The organism is Desemzia sp. FAM 23989, assembly GCF_045528345.1.
Taxonomy (GTDB): domain Bacteria; phylum Bacillota; class Bacilli; order Lactobacillales; family Carnobacteriaceae; genus Desemzia.
Window position 1 is genome coordinate 42,903 of sequence record NZ_JBGQQT010000006.1, and the last position, 18,089, is coordinate 60,991.

Annotated in this window: 17 protein-coding genes and 1 pseudogene; 4 read left to right on the forward strand and 14 right to left on the reverse strand. The window is 36.3% G+C overall.

Features of this window, described 5'->3' with window-relative positions:
- Window positions 1-25: 25 nt before the first annotated feature.
- From ACEN36_RS05160 to racE, 5 genes are all read right to left on the reverse strand, one after another.
- The gene (locus tag ACEN36_RS05160; protein ID WP_407095641.1) at window positions 26-1,165 is read right to left on the reverse strand and encodes an N-acetyldiaminopimelate deacetylase; all 1,140 of its coding nucleotides are present in this window, start codon (window positions 1,163-1,165) and stop codon (window positions 26-28) included.
- 130 nt (window positions 1,166-1,295) lie between these two features.
- On the reverse strand, window positions 1,296-1,778 hold the full coding sequence (gene cbpB / locus ACEN36_RS05165; RefSeq protein WP_407095640.1) for a cyclic-di-AMP-binding protein CbpB: 483 nt from the start codon (window positions 1,776-1,778) through the stop codon (window positions 1,296-1,298).
- A gap of 130 nt (window positions 1,779-1,908) precedes the next feature.
- Window positions 1,909-2,424 (reverse strand): metallophosphoesterase, encoded by a 516-nt coding sequence (locus tag ACEN36_RS05170; RefSeq protein ID WP_407095639.1) that lies wholly within the window; start codon window positions 2,422-2,424, stop codon window positions 1,909-1,911.
- Window positions 2,425-2,437: 13 nt separating this feature from the next.
- Window positions 2,438-3,811, reverse strand: coding sequence for a ribonuclease PH (rph, locus tag ACEN36_RS05175; RefSeq protein ID WP_407095638.1), 1,374 nt, complete (start codon window positions 3,809-3,811; stop codon window positions 2,438-2,440).
- Window positions 3,812-3,851: 40 nt separating this feature from the next.
- Window positions 3,852-4,667 (reverse strand): glutamate racemase, encoded by an 816-nt coding sequence (gene racE, locus ACEN36_RS05180; RefSeq protein ID WP_407095637.1) that lies wholly within the window; start codon window positions 4,665-4,667, stop codon window positions 3,852-3,854.
- A 235-nt stretch (window positions 4,668-4,902) separates the two neighbouring features.
- Here racE and ACEN36_RS05185 point away from each other — a divergent pair, with 235 nt between their 5' ends.
- A complete protein-coding gene (locus ACEN36_RS05185; RefSeq protein ID WP_407126110.1) occupies window positions 4,903-5,361 on the forward strand; it encodes a YslB family protein in 459 nt (152 codons plus the stop codon).
- A 60-nt stretch (window positions 5,362-5,421) separates the two neighbouring features.
- Here ACEN36_RS05185 and ACEN36_RS05190 read toward each other — a convergent pair whose 3' ends face one another.
- Together ACEN36_RS05190 and ACEN36_RS05195 are read right to left on the reverse strand one after the other, a co-directional pair.
- On the reverse strand, window positions 5,422-6,672 hold the full coding sequence (locus tag ACEN36_RS05190; RefSeq protein WP_407102780.1) for an ABC transporter permease: 1,251 nt from the start codon (window positions 6,670-6,672) through the stop codon (window positions 5,422-5,424).
- Window positions 6,665-7,564 (reverse strand): ABC transporter ATP-binding protein, encoded by a 900-nt coding sequence (locus ACEN36_RS05195; RefSeq protein WP_407102779.1) that lies wholly within the window; start codon window positions 7,562-7,564, stop codon window positions 6,665-6,667. The genes ACEN36_RS05190 and ACEN36_RS05195 overlap by 8 nt, the downstream gene beginning before the upstream one ends.
- A 197-nt stretch (window positions 7,565-7,761) precedes the next feature.
- Here ACEN36_RS05195 and ACEN36_RS05200 point away from each other — a divergent pair, with 197 nt between their 5' ends.
- Complete coding sequence (locus ACEN36_RS05200) at window positions 7,762-8,475, forward strand: Bax inhibitor-1/YccA family protein (protein WP_407095633.1); 714 nt, start codon at window positions 7,762-7,764, stop codon at window positions 8,473-8,475.
- Between the two features lie 350 nt (window positions 8,476-8,825).
- On the opposite strand, the gene ACEN36_RS05205 is transcribed toward ACEN36_RS05200, so the two are convergent.
- From ACEN36_RS05205 to ACEN36_RS05230, 6 genes and pseudogenes are all read right to left on the reverse strand, one after another.
- On the reverse strand, window positions 8,826-10,334 hold the full coding sequence (locus tag ACEN36_RS05205) for a DUF1846 domain-containing protein (protein ID WP_407102778.1): 1,509 nt from the start codon (window positions 10,332-10,334) through the stop codon (window positions 8,826-8,828).
- Window positions 10,335-10,966: 632 nt separating this feature from the next.
- A complete protein-coding gene (locus ACEN36_RS05210; RefSeq protein WP_407095631.1) occupies window positions 10,967-11,236 on the reverse strand; it encodes a hypothetical protein in 270 nt (89 codons plus the stop codon).
- An 821-nt stretch (window positions 11,237-12,057) separates the two neighbouring features.
- A pseudogene (locus ACEN36_RS05215) lies at window positions 12,058-12,473 on the reverse strand (amino acid decarboxylase).
- 2 nt (window positions 12,474-12,475) lie between these two features.
- Window positions 12,476-13,051: a UbiX family flavin prenyltransferase gene (locus ACEN36_RS05220; RefSeq protein ID WP_407095780.1), complete on the reverse strand. Its 576-nt coding sequence runs from the start codon at window positions 13,049-13,051 to the stop codon at window positions 12,476-12,478.
- Between the two features lie 98 nt (window positions 13,052-13,149).
- Window positions 13,150-14,628, reverse strand: a complete 1,479-nt coding sequence (locus ACEN36_RS05225; protein WP_407102777.1) for a UbiD family decarboxylase — start codon at window positions 14,626-14,628, stop codon at window positions 13,150-13,152.
- Window positions 14,629-14,741: 113 nt separating this feature from the next.
- On the reverse strand, window positions 14,742-15,653 hold the full coding sequence (locus tag ACEN36_RS05230) for a LysR family transcriptional regulator (RefSeq protein WP_407095779.1): 912 nt from the start codon (window positions 15,651-15,653) through the stop codon (window positions 14,742-14,744).
- Window positions 15,654-15,787: 134 nt separating this feature from the next.
- Between ACEN36_RS05230 and ACEN36_RS05235 the strand changes: the two genes are divergently transcribed.
- Window positions 15,788-16,516 carry a DUF554 domain-containing protein gene (locus tag ACEN36_RS05235; protein WP_407102776.1) on the forward strand — a complete coding sequence of 243 codons (729 nt, stop codon included), beginning with the start codon at window positions 15,788-15,790 and terminating at the stop codon, window positions 16,514-16,516.
- Between the two features lie 221 nt (window positions 16,517-16,737).
- Here the strand turns inward: ACEN36_RS05235 and ACEN36_RS05240 are convergent, their stop codons facing one another.
- A complete protein-coding gene (locus ACEN36_RS05240) occupies window positions 16,738-17,481 on the reverse strand; it encodes an alpha/beta hydrolase (protein WP_407102775.1) in 744 nt (247 codons plus the stop codon).
- A 232-nt stretch (window positions 17,482-17,713) separates the two neighbouring features.
- Between ACEN36_RS05240 and ACEN36_RS05245 the strand changes: the two genes are divergently transcribed.
- A complete protein-coding gene (locus ACEN36_RS05245) occupies window positions 17,714-18,037 on the forward strand; it encodes a transposase (protein ID WP_407102790.1) in 324 nt (107 codons plus the stop codon).
- The last annotated feature ends 52 nt before the right edge of the window (window positions 18,038-18,089 follow it).

Below are 18,089 nucleotides of genomic sequence, written 5' to 3' on the forward strand. Positions count from 1 at the left end.
AGTTTGGGTATTTTTTTGATCTCTTTTACAATACATGATTTCCTTTTTGCTCTAAAAAGTCGCTAACCGTTTGGATTGCAAAGGGAATAGCTGATTCGTCAGGCGACATTTGAGGGTGATGCAATCCAAAAGGAGTGTCTACCCCCAACCAGAACATCGTTCCAGGAACCTTGTCTAATAAGTAACCGAAATCTTCTCCTGTCATGGCTGTTTCTGCTTCTTGAAAATGAACGCCTTCTTTGTTTTCCATAAATTCAATAAACTCAGCCGTTTCTTTGGGGGAATTGATGACCGGCAAGTAACCATACATATTTAAGTCCACATCTACTTTACACTGATAAGTCATTTCGATTCCTTTAGCAATTTCTCTGAACCTTTTTTGAACCATATAGCTCATATCTTTGGTCAAAGCTCGGATCGTTCCTTCAATGTTGGCATGGTCACTTATCACATTGCCGGCGGTTCCGCCATGAAATGATCCTAATGTCACTACTGCTCCTTCTATCGGATTGACATTGCGACTCACGATTGTTTGCACTTGATTGACAAACTGACTCGCGGCTACGATCATATCGTTTGTTGTTTGAGGATACGCTGCATGTCCTCCTACACCTTTAAAAGATACTTTTACATCACACGTAGAAGCAAAAAGAGTCCCCACTTTAGTAGAGATGGATCCTACAGGTTGATTAGGATCTACATGCAATGCATAAAATTCATCTGGCATCCAGTCGTTTAAAAAGCCTTTGTCATAATAAATTTTGGCTCCGCTAACTGTTTCTTCTGCTGGCTGAAAGAAGAACACTAAATGATCTTTAGTTGGGTGATCACTAAAATAAGACAATAACCCTAACGCAATAGACATATGTACGTCATGTCCACAGGCGTGCATTCTTCCTGCATGCGCTGATTCAAAAGCTAAATCTGTTTGTTCTACCACCGGCAGCCCATCGATATCCGTTCTCCAGCCAATGGTTCTTTTTCCTTCTGTTCCTCTGACACGCACCAAAATAGCTGTTTCATCTGTTTGTATTTCTAAATGCTCACTTGACAGCTGGTGGATAACGTTCAGTAAATATTCATATGTTTTGTACTCTTGCAGTCCTATTTCAGGAATCAAGTGCAAATCTCTTCTTATCTTAATAAATGGATCTAAGTTATTCATTAATGGCAATTCTCCTTGTTAAATCTTTTATATAAACGATAGGATCCTACTTTTTAAATAGACAGGCAAAACTTAAAAAAGCCCGCCTCTAATGAGGCGGTTATTTCGAAGTTTGGTTACATCTAAGGAATTAGTTCAGTATCGTCTCTTCTTTTTCGTGAACATCATAATGGTGTTCGAATTCATGCATCAAATGATTCACCGATTTCAATATTTCTCTTCTGGTAATAATACCTGAGAACTTATTCTCATTGTCTACCATACAAATAAAAGGATTATCTACAAGCAAGTGCAGCATATCTTCCAATTCATAATCCTCATCTAAAAGAGCGAAATCCGTTCTCATGACTTCCCCTACTTTCAGCACATCCAGCTGATCGTAGTGCATTTGACGAACCCCAGTGATAGCTTCCATAATAAGAGGGATTGAAATCAATCCTCTCACATGCGATTGTTTATCTAACACTACAATTACATTAAAACCGATTTTTGTTAACACGAGTAAAGCATGACTTAGATTATTTTCCATTTGTACATGAGCCACTTCACTAGCGGGGACTAAGAAATGGTCCTGATTTTCTAAAAACATCGCTTGGATTTTACTTCCAATCATTGATTGTTTCCTCCTATAAAGCACATTCTGCCCTTCATATTTTATAACAAAATGACACAAAATCCTATTTTTTCGAGTTAACTTTAGAAAATTTTAGAAAATTAGTTGTATTTACATTTAAAGACCATTTTCAGCTTCGCGTAAAATGCACCACTAAATCATCCAGTAGCTTATGTTCACGATCGTAGTAAGTAACAGTTACCTCTTTTTCTGCTATATCCATTATCGCATAAGTCTTAATATTGTATCTCCCCCTTGGTTGTAAAATACTTCCTGGATTCAACAAGATGATATTTCCTCTTTTTTCGACTCCTAGTTCATGAGAGTGTCCAAAAAAAGCAAAATTCGCATGGACTTCTTTGGCAGCCTTTAAAAGAGGGTTCATGGTAGATTTTACATCAAGAAAATGTCCGTGAGCCATAAAAAAACGTTCATTCTCAACATCTATCACTTGCTCCAATTTTAATTCCGTATCAAAATCCATATTTCCTTTCACCGTTACAAAAGAGTCCCAAATTTCATCTGTTGCTTCTAACTCAGAATCTCCACAATGAAACATCCGATCCATTTTATCCTGATACAATTCTTTTAATTCTACCAGCACATCTCTATCTCCATGGCTATCACTAACAACGAGTATTTTCATTACCTGATTCTCCTCATCTGTCGATATTCGAAACCCACTCATCCCATACTTTTTCCAATTCTTGTAAAGCTTTCGCACGATGACTGATCGCATTTTTCTCATCTTCTGTCATTTCTGCCATTGTTTTATCCTTATCGGCTACATAAAATAACGAATCGTAGCCAAATCCATTATCACCTCTAGGAATAGACAGTATTTGTCCTTCTACTTCCCCCTCGACCACTAAGCTTTCTTTTCCTGGAGCTGCTAATGCAAGTGTACAATGAAATTGAGCCGTTCGTTCTGCTGGCGGTATATGAGTCAATTCATGCAGCAACTTAGCATTGTTTGCAGCATCACTCTTCATTTCTCCAGCAAATCGTGCAGAATAAACACCCGGATTGCCATTAAGAAAATCTACTTTCAATCCAGAATCATCTGCCAGTACCATTATATTGAATTTTTCAGCAATCGTTTCAGCTTTTAACAACGCGTTCTCAGCAAATGTAACTCCTGTTTCTTCCACATCTGGAATTTCTGGATAATCCAACAATGTTTTAATCGTAAAACCTTTTGCAGCAAACAGACTCTCAAATTCAGAAGCTTTGCCTTTATTTCTAGTAGCAATAAGGATTTCTTTACTTGCTGTAGTTAACGGATAGTCTGTCAATTTATGATTCATTCGTTTGCCCTCTCTGATCGCTTTGTTTTGCAGCTTGATCAATTCTTTAATCCCTTTTTTTCCTAATTCCATCATTTCAAACATCTCATCTTGAGAAAAAGCTGTTTTTTCTCCGGTACCTTGAATTTCAGAGAATTTACCACTTGAGGTCATCACAAAATTCATATCTACCGCAGCAGCACTATCTTCAAGATAGTCTACGTCTAACACTATTTGATCATTTGTCAGCATACCAACACTTATGGCTGCAATATTCTCTGTAATTGGATTTTCTTTTAGTACTCCTTGATCCAACAATTGTTGGATGGCTAAATTCAAAGCCACAAAACCACCTGTGATACTAGCTGTTCTCGTTCCGCCGTCTGCTTGAATCACATCGCAATCGACCACGATCGAGCGTTCTCCTAATTTTTCTAAGTCTACCACTGAGCGTAAAGAACGGGCTATCAATCGTTGGATTTCCATCGTTCTCCCATTTATTTTACCTCTTGCGGCATCTCGTTGTTTTCTTTCTTGCGTAGCTCTGGGAAGCATACTATATTCTGCATGGACCCATCCACTATGCTGACCTCGTACAAAGCGAGGAACCTTATTTTCTACTGTTGCAGTACAGATAACTTTTGTTTTTCCAACTGAAATCAATACAGATCCTTCTGGATGGATCAAATAGTTGGGTTCAATAATGACTTCTCTCATATCATGTAGTTTTCTTCCATCTTTACGCATAAACAGACCCCTTTATTAACCTTCAAATGCTATTTTTTTATTAGTCCGCTGTACCTAATCGGATTTTTTCGACTTCTAAGTGGACTGCTCCCAGCCACTGAGAAGCGATGTCATGAAACATCTGCTTGGATCCTGTAGTATAAAATTTACGCTCACTTACGCTGTTTTTTTTGCTTTCTTCTGCTAAATTAAAGTAATCTAATATCGTACTCACTTCACTGATCGTCTCAGCACCAGAATCAATCAGCGTAACTTTTTCTCCCATCACATTTTGAATGATTGGACGCAATAAAGGATAATGTGTACATCCTAAGATCAAGGTATCTAATTGCTTATTTTTTAATGTTTTCAGCGTTTCAGCAACTACTTTTTTAGCAATCGCGCTTCTAAATTCATTACTTTCTACTAATGGCACAAATTTTGGACAAGCTAAACTAGTCACATTGACTTCTTTATCTTTAGAGCGGATCAAATTTTCGTACATTTTGCTTTTTACAGTTCCTTCTGTACCGATAATTCCTACCCGGTCATTTGCCGTAGCTTTAATAGCAGCTCGACTTCCTGGCAAAATCACGCCGATTACTGGAATAGCCAGTTTCTTTTTAATGTCTTCTAATGCAACCGCTGTAGCTGTGTTGCAAGCTATTACCAGCATCTTAATATCTTTGCTCAGCAAAAACTGAGTCATTTCCCAAGTAAACTGTAGGATTTGTTCTTGCGGCCTAGGACCATAAGGACAGCGAGCTGTATCTCCAACGTAATAAATAGATTCATTCGGCAATTGACGCATAGCTTCTTTTACAACCGTTAAACCGCCCACACCTGAATCTATAAAACCTATTGCTTGTTTTGTCATATTTTAACAACCTTTATATAAATTATACTGCTCTAGTGTTTATTGTCCCTTTTTTAACATAAAAATTCAAGTCTATATCGATTTCTTTAGGCAGTTATTTTTATTTTTTAGCTCTTTTCAATTGTTGAATTACTTTTGTCAATCTCTTCTTTTTTCCTTTCACCTGTATAAAAAAAAGTAGGCTTCTTATATCAATCCATGTATAATAATGAATGAAACTATTGAGGTGAAGACATTGGGAAAGAAATTAAATCGCGAAGAACTTAATCTTGATTCAGCAAATGTACCCGTTAATTTATTTGGTCATGAATTAATTCGATCTGAATTACTGACCAATCTATTAGGCAAAGATGCAGAATCGATTTTATATTGGGCTGGTAAAGAATTGGCTAGAAATCACCCTTTAACCAGTTATGAAGAGATCGTTCATTTTTTTGAACAAGCTTCTTTTGGTTCTCTTACTTGCACTAAAGAAAAACGGAGTTCTCATACATATATATTATCAGGCGAAATCATTGATTTGCGTTTAGCAAGCAAAGACTCTGTTTTCTCATTAGAAGCCGGCTTTTTAGCTGAACAGATGCAGCAGATAACTGAAATGTATACAGAAGCTTTTGCTGAAGTCATCAAAAATAAAGAAGTTGTCATCACCCTAAAATGGGATAAATCAGATTCAGTTGACAGCAACGAATAACCAAAAAATACCAGCAAAAGGCTTAACCTTCTGCTGGTATTTTTTCATCTCTTCCGTATACTATACTTTTTGTTGAGCTCTCATAGATTTAATAGATGTTTTCATCGTTTTAAACATACCTGCATCAGAATAAATCAAGACACTTGAGCGGTAAAGCAGCAGTGACAACCAAGTAGTCAACAGTACAAATACTATCAACACTACAATGGATATGATAACCCCTGTACTTGTGACCGTATCACTCGCAACTCTAAATGGCATAATAAATGATGTAAACAAAGGAATATACGAACCTATTTTTACAATTATATGGGTAGGATTATAAAAGGCAAACATTCCTGCGTAAAACCCTGCAAGTGATAAGAAGACGATTGGAGTAACAGCTTTTGAAACATCTTCTACTTTTGACACAAGAGAGCCTAGGAAAGCTGCGAGAATAGCGTAGAGAACGATTCCTAGGATAAAATAAGCTAACGACGTTCCCACTAATCCTTGGAAAATAGCAGAGATATCGATTCCTTGAAGCAAATCTTGGACAAAATTCAGTTGTAAAGCGATCAATCCCAGTACAACGTATATCGCGATTTGTGTAAAACAAATGAGTACAATCGCCACTAATTTCCCAAAGAAATGAACGGTTGAAGAAACACTGGACAGAATAACTTCCATGATTCGCGTTCCTTTTTCAGAAGCAATTTCTTCTCCAATAATGCTGGAATAGGTCATGATAAACATGAATACTGCAATCCCCACAGCATAAGCGCTCCCCATACGTAAAGCGTCTTCAGCACTCTCTGTTGTGGTGATTCCTCCACCTTCAAATTCAATCCGCGTTTGTTCAAGTGTTGCCGGTGTTAAAATACTGGCAATATCTTCTTGCGTCAACCCTAGATTTTCGGCTTGCTGAATCTGTTGAATCGAAGACAAAACCCCAGTTAGATAGTAAGTATCCACATCTTGGCTGTTTGGTGAGTAGACATAATTTCCTTGATACAATCCATTTTCTTCTTCTACGATTAGATAACCGTCTAGTTCTTCAGCTTCCATAGCGGTTTCCGCATCTTCAACCGTGGCAATAGCAGTGTTGACCTCAAATTGTTCTTCCTCAGCTTGAAAAATAGCTTGTACTTGTTGGTCATCTGATAGTACAGCAATCTCAGGTATTCCGCCATTTTCTGACTCAGAAACAAAATAAATGATAGCTGCAATGACTAACAAAATAATAATAGGTGCAAAAACCATTGATATAAAACCTAACGACTTGACATTTTTTCGATAAACTTCACCGACTATAACCCAAAATTTATTCACCCGGTTCACCAGCTTTCAATTTAAAAATTTCTTCTAATGTGGGAGGTTGTTGGCTAAAAGTTGGAATAAAGCCATCTTTCGTTACAACATCAAAAATCTGTTTCCCATACGAAGCATCTTCTAAATCCAATAAATAAACGCCCTCATTAGTGGTTTTGACACTTTTCACTCCGGGAAGTTCACTTAACTCTTGTTGACTCATAGGCGTTTCCAAGAATAGTTTTGTACGGCCAAATTGTTCTCGTATTTCTTTTACCGTGCCTTTCAAGACCACTGATCCATCACGCAGCATCAATAAATGATCGCAGATTTCCTCTACATTATTCATGTTGTGACTTGAAAAAATAACACAGGCCCCTTGTTGACGCAATTCTTTGATCCCTTCTTCTAAAATACCTGCATTCACCGGGTCTAATCCACTGAATGGTTCATCTAGAATAACTAATTTGGGTTCATGAAGTAACGTCGCGATCAATTGAACTTTTTGTTGATTCCCTTTAGACAACGATTTTACTTTATCCGTTTTTTTCCCTTTTACCTGAAATTTTTCCATCCACATATCGATCAGTGATTTTACTTCTTTTTTGCTTTTCCCGCGTAAACGACCAAAATAAATCAGCTGATCTTCAATCGTTACTTTAGGATACAATCCTCTTTCTTCCGGTAAATAACCAATAATATCATAATCAGCTTTTGTCAGCGGCTTTCCGTTCCATAAAATTTCTCCAGAATCTGACGTTAAAAAATCGAGAATCAAACGGAATGTAGTTGTTTTCCCAGCTCCATTCTGGCCGATCATTCCTAAAATCTCGCCTTCTTTAATTGTAAAGCTAACATCGTCAACGGCCGTCAATGGGCCAAATGTCTTTTTTAAATGTTTGGCTTCTAACATATTTTATTCCTCCATTCACTAAATTAAATCTTACCTATGTACATTTTCAATAGTAGCATACCTATTTAAGTTTCAAAAATATTTCCTATATTTTTTCATGATATCTGTCAAATATTTTGACCTTCATCATGAAGTTGGTTAGAATAAGATGAACTTAACTTATTTATCACAAGATTATTATTTAGAGGAGAATGCACATGGACAATCAACAGAAAGTTATGGATTCAAAAAGTGGCTTTCCACAATTTATGGCAAGTATCTATGCTTGGATGGCTGGAGGAATTTTGCTTAGTGCTTTAATGGTTTACTTATTACTTTATACTTATACGCCGATTGCTAACGCGTTTTGGAATTTGATGACCGCCACAAATGGAATGGCTTTTTATGGTTTCATTATTTTAGAATTAGTTTTGGTATTCAGTTTTCGCTTTAATCCCGAAAAAGTGAAAAGCCCAGCAAATTATGCTGTGAAATTTATTTTATATTCTATTGTGAACGGTATGACATTAACGCTCGTCTTATTAGCTTATACAACAGCTAGTATTCTAAATGCTTTCGTTTCTACATTTGCATTATTCGCTGTTATGAGTTTAATTGGTTTTGTAACTAAGAAGGATCTATCTTCATTAGGTGGAATCTTGATGAGCATGTTGCTTGGATTAATCATTGCTTCACTAGTAAATCTATTTTTCTTACAAAGTACTGCCGCTGATTTCATTCTTTCCATTATCACAGTTCTCATTTTTGTGGGTCTAACAGCCTATGATACGCAAAAATGTAAAAAAGTTTACAGTTACTATGGAGGAACAGCCCTTGCCAGCAGCGTGGCCATTGGATGCTCTCTAGAATTATACTTAGATTTCATTAATATTTTCTTAGCTATTTTGCGTATTTTTGGAAAACGCAGATAAATAAGAGCTAAAATCACTCATTAAAGCAAAAAAATAAAGGAAAGGGAAAAATCCCTTCCTTTATTTTTTTGCATATTAGCGCCATGCTCTGCTCTCTGGTTTCAAACGAGCTGCGCAAAGCAGACCATACGCCTATAAATTCATCCCCAACTGTCAGGAAAGTACCTCTGGCTGTTAGGGATGAGTTTATATTCGATGGTCTAAACGCTTTGCTCCGCTCTCTGCTTTTAAACGAGCTGCGCATGGCAGCTCTCTCTACCAAAACACTCAAGGCGACTGTTAGGAAAAACCACCTAACTGTCGTCGCCTTGGGTGGTTTGTCCGGTGAGCTGAACGCCATGCTCCGCTCTCTATAAATAATATAAATTTTCTGATGGGTAAGCTGGGTCGCTAGTGACGTCAATGCCTAATTTCCGCAAAACTTGTTCGTCGTCGCTGTTCAGCATCACTGTAGAATGAGCTTGCACTCCATTTAATTGAGCTAATTTGCTGTAAGCCAATTGAGCCATTGGGTTGGTCACGGCACTGATGGCTAATGCGATCAGTATTTCACTGGCTTTCAAAGTCGGCAGTTTACTGTGCAGATCATTTTTTTTCATATTTTGAATGGTCTCTAAAATCATTGGCGATAATAAATGGATGTCGTCTGAAATATTCGCCAATTCTTTGATCGAATTTAGAATGGCTGCTGAACTAGAATCCATCAAAGGCGTAGTTCTTCCTGTAATTACTCTGCCATCTTGCAACTCAAAAGCAATGACAGCTTGTATATCATTGGTATCTGAATGTTTTTTAACTTTTTCTGCATATCTGCGAGCTGGTCCCACAGGAACACGATCTAATTGTTTTAATTCTACTTCTTCCATAATCAGCTTCATCCGATTCAAGACTTCTTCATCCGCCAGACCTTTTTTAAAATCGGCTTCCGTCGCAAAGCTTCTGCGGATAATTTCTTGTTTAGAGGCTTCTTTTACTACCTCATCATCAATGATCCCAAATCCAACTCGGTTGACACCCATATCGGTTGGAGATTGAAAAACAGATTCTTTTCCAGTAATTTTTTCAATGATTCGTTTGATAACAGGGAACGTTTCTAGATCCCGATTGTAATTTACCGCAATTTCATTATATTTTTCATAGTGAAAGTTATCAATCATATTGACATCTTTTAAATCTACCGTAGCTGCTTCATAAGCAATATTTAAAGGGTGTTTCAAAGGGACATTCCACACTGGAAAAGTCTCAAATTTAGAATAGCCGGCTATTTTCCCGTGACGACGTTCATGATACAACTGATTCAAGCTGGTTGCTAATTTCCCACTTCCTGGGCCTGGTGCCGTAACTACCACGATCGGTTTAGTTGTGGGGATATAAGTATTTTTCCCAAATCCTTCTTCGCTGACGATCACATCTAAATTGGATGGATACCCTTCAATGGATTCATGAGTATAGACTTTGATGTCTCTTCGCTCCAATTTGTTGATGAACATCTTTGTAGACGGCTGACCATGGTATCGTGTAATAACCACACTATTTACTTCCAATTCATATTCTCTCAATTCATCGATCAAACGGAAGACATCCATATCATACGTAATACCGTAATCGCCCCGAATTTTATTGCGTTCAATATCTCCAGCATAAACACAAATAATAATTTCAGATTTATCTTTCAACTTTTGCAGCAACTTGATTTTTGCATCTTCATCAAATCCAGGCAAGACACGCTTAGCATGCTTATCCCCAATCAATTTACCACCAAACTCTAAGTATAACTTATCGTAATTATTCACTCGTTCTAAGATATATTTTGTTTGCTCCTCGATATATTTTTGCGGATCAAATCCTAATTTTTCCATATAAACCCTCCATATATTATCCACTCAATCCTCTTTATATTGTGAAGACTGGATTACTTGTGTACTATCGCTATTTTCTCCAAAAATAAAAAATAGAGCTTTTTTATCAGCTCTAATTTATACGCATCTCGAAAACTCGGTTTTCTATACGTTTTAACCTTACCTTATTTTCAACTATTCATAAAAACCGATTTTATCGCCCTTATCTATTATAGTATCTTTAGCTGAAGATTCAATGATTTTTTAAAAAAGATATAGCGAACAAATTAAATAATCCAGCACGATTTATAGATCATGAGCAAACTGTTGAAAAGACAACTTGCCCTCTCCATGTTCAGATTCTCCGTGGCCTCGAGTATCTAATGCAATCACAGTATAAAAATGACTAAAAAAAAGTTATTTGGTGTTGAAAAACAGAAGAACTTTCTCCATTTCCATGCAGCAACAACAAAGGCAGTCCTTTTCCCGACACGCAACAGTATAATTCCCATTATCTGTTGGAATATAAAGTGATTTCATGACTCTTCTCCTTTTTCACACAGTATAAAGTATCTCTTGTCACGTTCCAAACAAAAAAATCCCGTTATGAACAAGTACATTTGTTCATAACAGGATTCTTCTCCTTTAGAAAATCAAAAGTTCACGTTTAAAACGATCTCGTTTAAGATAGTCGATTTCTCTCCCTTTTTATGCACGAAAATAGCCCGTTCTGGAGATAATGCATTTAAATCACTAATAGACAATTGATTTCTACGCAACACATACTCCAATGGACAATCCAATTGACCGTCTGCATTTTCAATCAAATCTTCCGCGCATACAGTTAATGTCCGCGTCACTTTATTTCCTTCAAAAATCATCTCATATTTATCTACAGCTTCATCTAATACTTGTTCATTCATAGCTTGACGCCTCCCATAATACTAAAAAAATGAGAAATTTGAATTTTGACTGTTTTACCATTCTTCTCTGCATGCTTATAACCTTTAATTACCTGTTTCCTATGTACCGAAACAGAAAAAACGTCCTTTTTTGACGGTGTCTTTTCAACAAACGAACAGTACGAAAGATGGTGTTTCTATGGATTTATCATTTTTATGAACCAATTATAGCAAATTAGTATAGAAAGTATACTTTTTTTTAGAGACGTATTAATTTTGTCACAAATATATGGACAATTCTTTTCGAAATTTATATTCAAGGTCAATTTTAATAAATACTGATTAATAGTACTATGCTATAGAATTCCTTACAGTCCAATATATCTAAATTCTTCATCATCTAAGGTTGGTAGAAAATCTAAGTTGCTTAAATACTAACTTCTCGAAATTTATGGAGGGATCAAGATTACTGGTAGCCATGTAAAGGCTGCAAGCAAGGAGGCGCTAGTGGCATGTACCTATCCTTGTCTGTTCTCCGCTTCGATGCACATACCGTATCCGTACGTAGCTAAAGATCTAATGCTTCGGCACCCTCCAAGCAGCCCTATGGCTCTCACCCAATAACCTCGTTTCCTTCAGTGCTTTCCTCACCAACGCCATAAAATAGGTAGCCTTTATTATATCATCGACTAAACAAAAAAACGCTCTCGACTAATGAATGAACGGCTCATTAGTAAGAGCGGATTTGCTTTATAGATATTTGATCCTAATGGGATAAGACAATTTTATAAAATTGTCATTGGAAATGATTCTATTTTTATTTTTTTGCAGTTTTTCAATTATTATTCTATTCCTTTTTGATAGTAAATAGGCTCTGTTATTTGAAAGTCAGTGGCTTTAATCCAAGCAAGTATTTGTTCTCCAAGAATACCTGCCATACTGGAAGAAGCAAGTATTTGTTCTTTTGTGATGTGATTGACATGAACCCCAGAAGTGATAACGCAATGCCCTGGAATTTCTTCTTTGATCAGTAAAGCAATTTTTTTGCTAAGACATCATCTTTATGAAAACGCCCTGAATGGCTGGGAAATCGGATAGTTTCTAATTCCGATTCTTGGGTAAAGGTAGTAATGGTACCAATATGAGGGGTCTCCCCTCCAGTAATCGAAATAATCAGATCTTTTCCAATTACTTTTACACTAGCTTGCATAGAATAATTTTCCATAGTAGTATGAAAGTATTTCTCTTCCACTGCCATGCTTATTCTCCTTTCCAACGCCCTCCAGTAGTATTCTCAATTCCTAATGAATCTAAAATTTTCATAGAATGATGATCAACTAAATCTTGGATCGTTTTGGGTTGATTATAAAAAGCAGGAATAGGTGGAATAATTTGAACACCCAATTTTGCTAATCTAGTTAAATTTTCTAGATGAATTGCACTCAATGGCGTTTCTCTAGGTACCAATATTAATTTGCGTTGCTCTTTCAAAGTTACATCCGCTGCACGAGTAATTAAGTTATCACCCAATCCAAGGGAAATAGCGGCTACTGTCCTCATACTAGCAGGTATAATGACCATGCCATCAGTTAAGAAAGATCCGCTCGCAATTGCAGCACCCAAATCATTCACAGAGTAATGATAATCAAATAAATCTCTCATTTCACGTAAAGTCATATCTGATTCCTGTCTTAAATTTTCACCAGCCCAAGTACTGATCACTCCATGAGTCTCCACATCAGGAATCTCTTTTAGTTTTTTAATTAAGTCAACTGCATAAATCATTGCAGAAGCTCCACTTACACCAATCACTATTCTTTTTTTACGATTCACTATAAAAAGTCACTTCTTTCATTGATTTAAAAACAGTCTACATATCGTTAATTTATTACATTTTATTTTTGTGATAATTCTACAAATTTAAAATTATTCTCTTACTTAAGGTATTTTTCCCAATCTTCAACTTCTTTGAATTGAGCTCGTACAAATATTTCTTTCATATCAAATGGTACAGTACCATCAAGAATAGTCTTAGAACTCATACCACGGAACCGAATCGTTGACGGATTGTATTGAGGTAACTCGGATGGATCTAATGGATGATTACGCATGCCTGAAAGGACCATAATATCTTTATCTCCTTGGAAACGCGTATTTAATGTCCACATAACATCATTCATGTCGAAAATGTCTACATCATCATCAACTAAAATAACGGTTTTTAATTCTTTAAAAGCAGAAAAAGCTAAGATAGCCGCTTGACGTTGAATTCCTTCATCTGCCTCAGTTTCTTTATGAATTTGTATAATTGACATGAATTTACCGCCTCCAGCAGGAGGATTGTATACGTTCGTTACTTTTCCAGGAATAGCTTTATCGACTAATCCAAGAATACTTGCTTCAGTAGGGATTCCAGCCATTGAAACGTGTTCTTCACTGGGTCCGATCGTTGTTTGCATGATTGGGTTATCTTTTCTATGTGTAACAGCTTTAACTTTAACGACGTTCACTGCTGGATTTGCATCCCCGTTATAACCAGGAAATTCAGGCATAGCATGACCTGTTTGAGTGTTAATATCTTCTTGCATTCTTACATTCGGCATAATCTCAGCTTCAATAACAAATTCAGAGCGAGCAATGCTCACTTCGTCAACAACCACACCATCCACAATCTGAACCGGTTCGTTGCGCAAAGCTCCTGCTACCCATAATTCATTGTATCCAAGCGGTGTTGTGGGTGGTTCAAAAGTCGTTCCAATGCTGATGGCCGGATCTAAACCAATATTAATCGTAATAGGCATAGGTTTGTTCAATTTTTCAAATTGCTCTTGGAAATGTCCAATATGACGACCTCCTGGCATAACATACATACCGATTGTGTCTTCATCTTCTAATACCATACGGTGAATCGTTACATCACTCATTGTTTTTTCTGGGTCTGAGCCTAAGACAACCCCCATAGTGATATAAGGACCAGCATCATATTCTGTATTTGTTGGCGCTGGAATAATTTTACGTATATCAAATCCTGGATCAGTTGCTAAGTGTACAACCTCTTGAGCAGGGGCTTCTTCTTTAGAAATTTTTACTGGTTTAACAGGATTTTCAACAGATTTTTGCAATAGTTTACCTAATGTTTTGTAATCATGGTGGAAAATTTCTCCAACACGTTTCCTACTAGCCATGATACCAATAGTTACTCGTTTACCAGGAAAGTTTTTGATATTATTGAACATCATAGTGGGTCCTTCTTGTGTAGGTCGTTGTACTGTCCCGCCAGCACCGATGTAACGATACACTCCAGACAGCTCTGCTTCTGGATCAATTTCAATATCTGTTTCATGGTATTGTTCATCTATATTTTTTAATTCTTCGAGAACTTTACGTAAATCATATGGTTGATTTGATAACATTAAAAATTCCTCCTTGTTTTGACTACAGGTTAATTCTAGAGTCCAAGGAGGATAAATACAATTCTACTTCGTAAGTCAATTATTCCATAATGGAATATAGTTTAAACAACTATTCATTCTGCATCATTTTGCAAATAATACCAAAAGAGTTCTGAAGCCAATGCATGTTCTCCATTTCTTCTTATAAATGACAAATAAGTCGTTTTATTTGGTGTAATAGGAACTATCACAACCTTATCTGTTAATAAATTGGTCACCGTTTTTTCCATCACAATTGATACCCCAAATTCGTTAGAAACCATGTTCATAATGAGGTCAATTCTAGTTCCTTTATACGTAATATTAGGATGGAAGCCCACTTGATGACATAAGTCAATAACCGGTTCGTAAAGATTCGTCTCTTTTCCTAACAAAAGAAAGTTATCATTTTGCAACTGAGATAAATGAATGTTATTTTTTCTTGCTAAAGTATGCTGTTCAGGCAGGAGCGCGACAAATTGATCTTTCTCAGTCATAATCGTTTCAAAATTCCCTGCTAATGGACTGAAAGTTCTTGCAAAAACGATTGTGCTGTTCCCGTCCCATGGAAAAGGAACTAATGCAGCACTTTCAGATTCTTTTAATTGGACTTGGATTTCAGGATGTTGCTTCACAAAATCAGTTAACCTTGAAAAGCCTTCATAATTCGGCATGGTAGGAATGGAATAAACAGTTAACATTAAATTTCTTTCCGTTTCATACTCCCTTAGGGTTTCTTTTAAAGAGTAATATTGTTCCACAACTTTTTTAGCATAAGGCAATGCTAATTTTCCCGCTTCTGTTAATTCAATTGTACGATGTGACCGGTGAAATAATTTAACAGCCAATTCTTTTTCTAAAGCTATAATTTGTTTAGAGACATTTCCTTGAGTTGTATATTGTCGTTCAGCTGTTTCTGTGTAATTTTGTGTTTTTGTCAAATCAATAAAAATCTCTAATTTCTGAATTTCCCCTTTTAATCCTTCCTTACTATTCCATTTAAGAATACTGTACCAAAAATTTGAATTGGTATGAGAAATATAAGTTGCTAGAATAAATTCGCATTAAATTTTTTGTGGTGGATTAAGATAATTTGTCATTAAGGTCTACCATACATTTTTTCGAGAGGAGTTTTATTTTTATGCCAACAGGAGTTATTATCAATGCATTGTCAGTTTTACTTGGGGGTTTAGCCGGCGGCTTTTTAGGAGATAAACTGTCAGAGAAATTTAAAACAGAAATCACTATGATTTTTGGAGTTTGCTCAATGGGGATGGGAATTTTTTCTATTGCACCCATGAAGTATATGCCGGCAGTTATTTTTGCCTTAGTGATTGGGACTGGAATTGGTTTAGCTGTACATTTGGGAAACTACATCAATCAAGGGGCAATGTTGATGCAACGCCCTATTTCCAAGTTATTTCCAAATGATAAGCACGGAATGTCACAAGATGAATTCATCAGTACACTAATTACAGTAATTGTACTCTTTTGTGCTAGCGGTACTGGTATCTATGGTAGTTTAGATTCTGGCATGACCGGTGACAGTTCAATTTTGATTGCAAAATCGATTCTTGATTTTTTTACTGCTGCTATTTTTGCTTGTAATTTAGGCTATGTCGTTTCAATTATAGCTATTCCACAATTTATTTTCTTTTATATCTTGTTTTTATTAGCAACAATCATCTTCCCATTAACTACACCTGATATGATTCTAGACTTTAAAGCTTGCGGTGGTTTTTTGATATTGGCTACTGGTTTTCGGATGATCAAAATAAAGATGTTTCCAGTTGCTGACATGATTCCCGCAATGATCCTTATCATGCCCTTAAGCTGGGTCTGGGTAAATTGGGTTTTACCATTACTTTAGAATGGGGAAAAAGCCCACAACCTTGTCTTCTTAATTAAGACTGTATTTTTGAACGTGTTCTAAAAGCTTGAAACATGCCTACAAATAGAACTCCAATTATGACAAAAAAATCTCATAATTGGAGTTCTATTTGTATTCAGTGGTCAAACCACTTTTGCATAACTCTAATATGGTTAAAGTAATAAACATACTACTTTATTATTCTCGGATGTTTCTTCCATTTATTTAGTATACGTTTTTTTCACAAACTCTAATGCGTTATAGGCCGTTATTTCATGTTGCTCAACGGCTGATATAACGGCTTTACCATCTCCAGCTTGATTACCATAATTTCCAAACTGAGCATGGTTACCGCCCTCTATAACAATTTCTGTTAATTTGCGCAACTCACTAAATGCTTCTAAGTAGGAATCCATATTTAATACTTCATCATTGGTCCCATAAATAGAAAGTGAATCTAGTGATGTCTGAGATAATTCTCCTGCTGGATAAGAAGCTAAAAAGATAACTCCTCTTAAAAGTGAAGAGTGATCTTCTGCAAATGAAGATGCCATAACTCCGCCTAGAGAATGGCCTGAGACATACCAGTTACTGATATTTTCATTTTCTTGTATTACTTTACCTGCCGCTTGACTATCAAAAACCGCCAAGTTAAACGGCATTTTCAGCAAATAAACTTCTATTCCCTTTTCTGCTATGCGCTGCATCAAAGGCGCATAAGCTTCTTCTTCTACTTTTCCGCCTTGATAAAATACTAATCCAGCATCGTATAGGTTTTCGTTTGGTTTGAACAGGAAATAATCCTCAGTCTTTACCACTTCCACTTGATTTGTAGTGGATAGAGCTTCAATGGCTCTTTCTTCTGGTTCATAAGCTGAAGAAACATACCAGGTAAAAGCTGCACTTAAAATCAGCACCAGCACTCCTACAATGATCAGTCCTGTTTTTAATTTTTTCTGTTTCATTCGGCAACGACTCCTTTTTGTTCATATTAGGATTTCTTAGAACAGCATAGCATTTTAGCCGCTAAAATAACGGTTCTTCATCTTCTAATGTTGGTAAAGAAATTTCCTTTTTCACCCATTTGGTGCATGAAAAAAAAACCTTTCTGTTAATGTAGATTTTGATAAAAATACAAAACAGAGGGGTTCTATATGTCAAATTCAGGTGATAATCGTTTAAGTTTCAACAAAAAATATTCAAATTTCTTCAAAAAATGAAGAATTATCTTCCTATGGTGGACTCATTCTAATACGTGAATTCCTTGAAAAGATTCATTTTGACCAATTGACAAAGAAAAATGTGTACTTTGAAGATAATCGAAAATACTTTCCCCATTCAAAAGACACAACTTTTCTTCAATTACTGTATCAAATCATTTCAGGTTATAAGGCGGATAGCACAGCCAATTCCTTGCGGCATGATTCCATTTGTAAGCTCATCTTAAATGAAGATGAAGGAAGTTCACAGTCGACTATCTCTCGGCTTCTTTCAGAAGCAACAGAAAAAATACTGGAATAACTGTTACTCATCAAGGCAACTTGCTCCTTGATGTTCAAACACTATTCTTCAT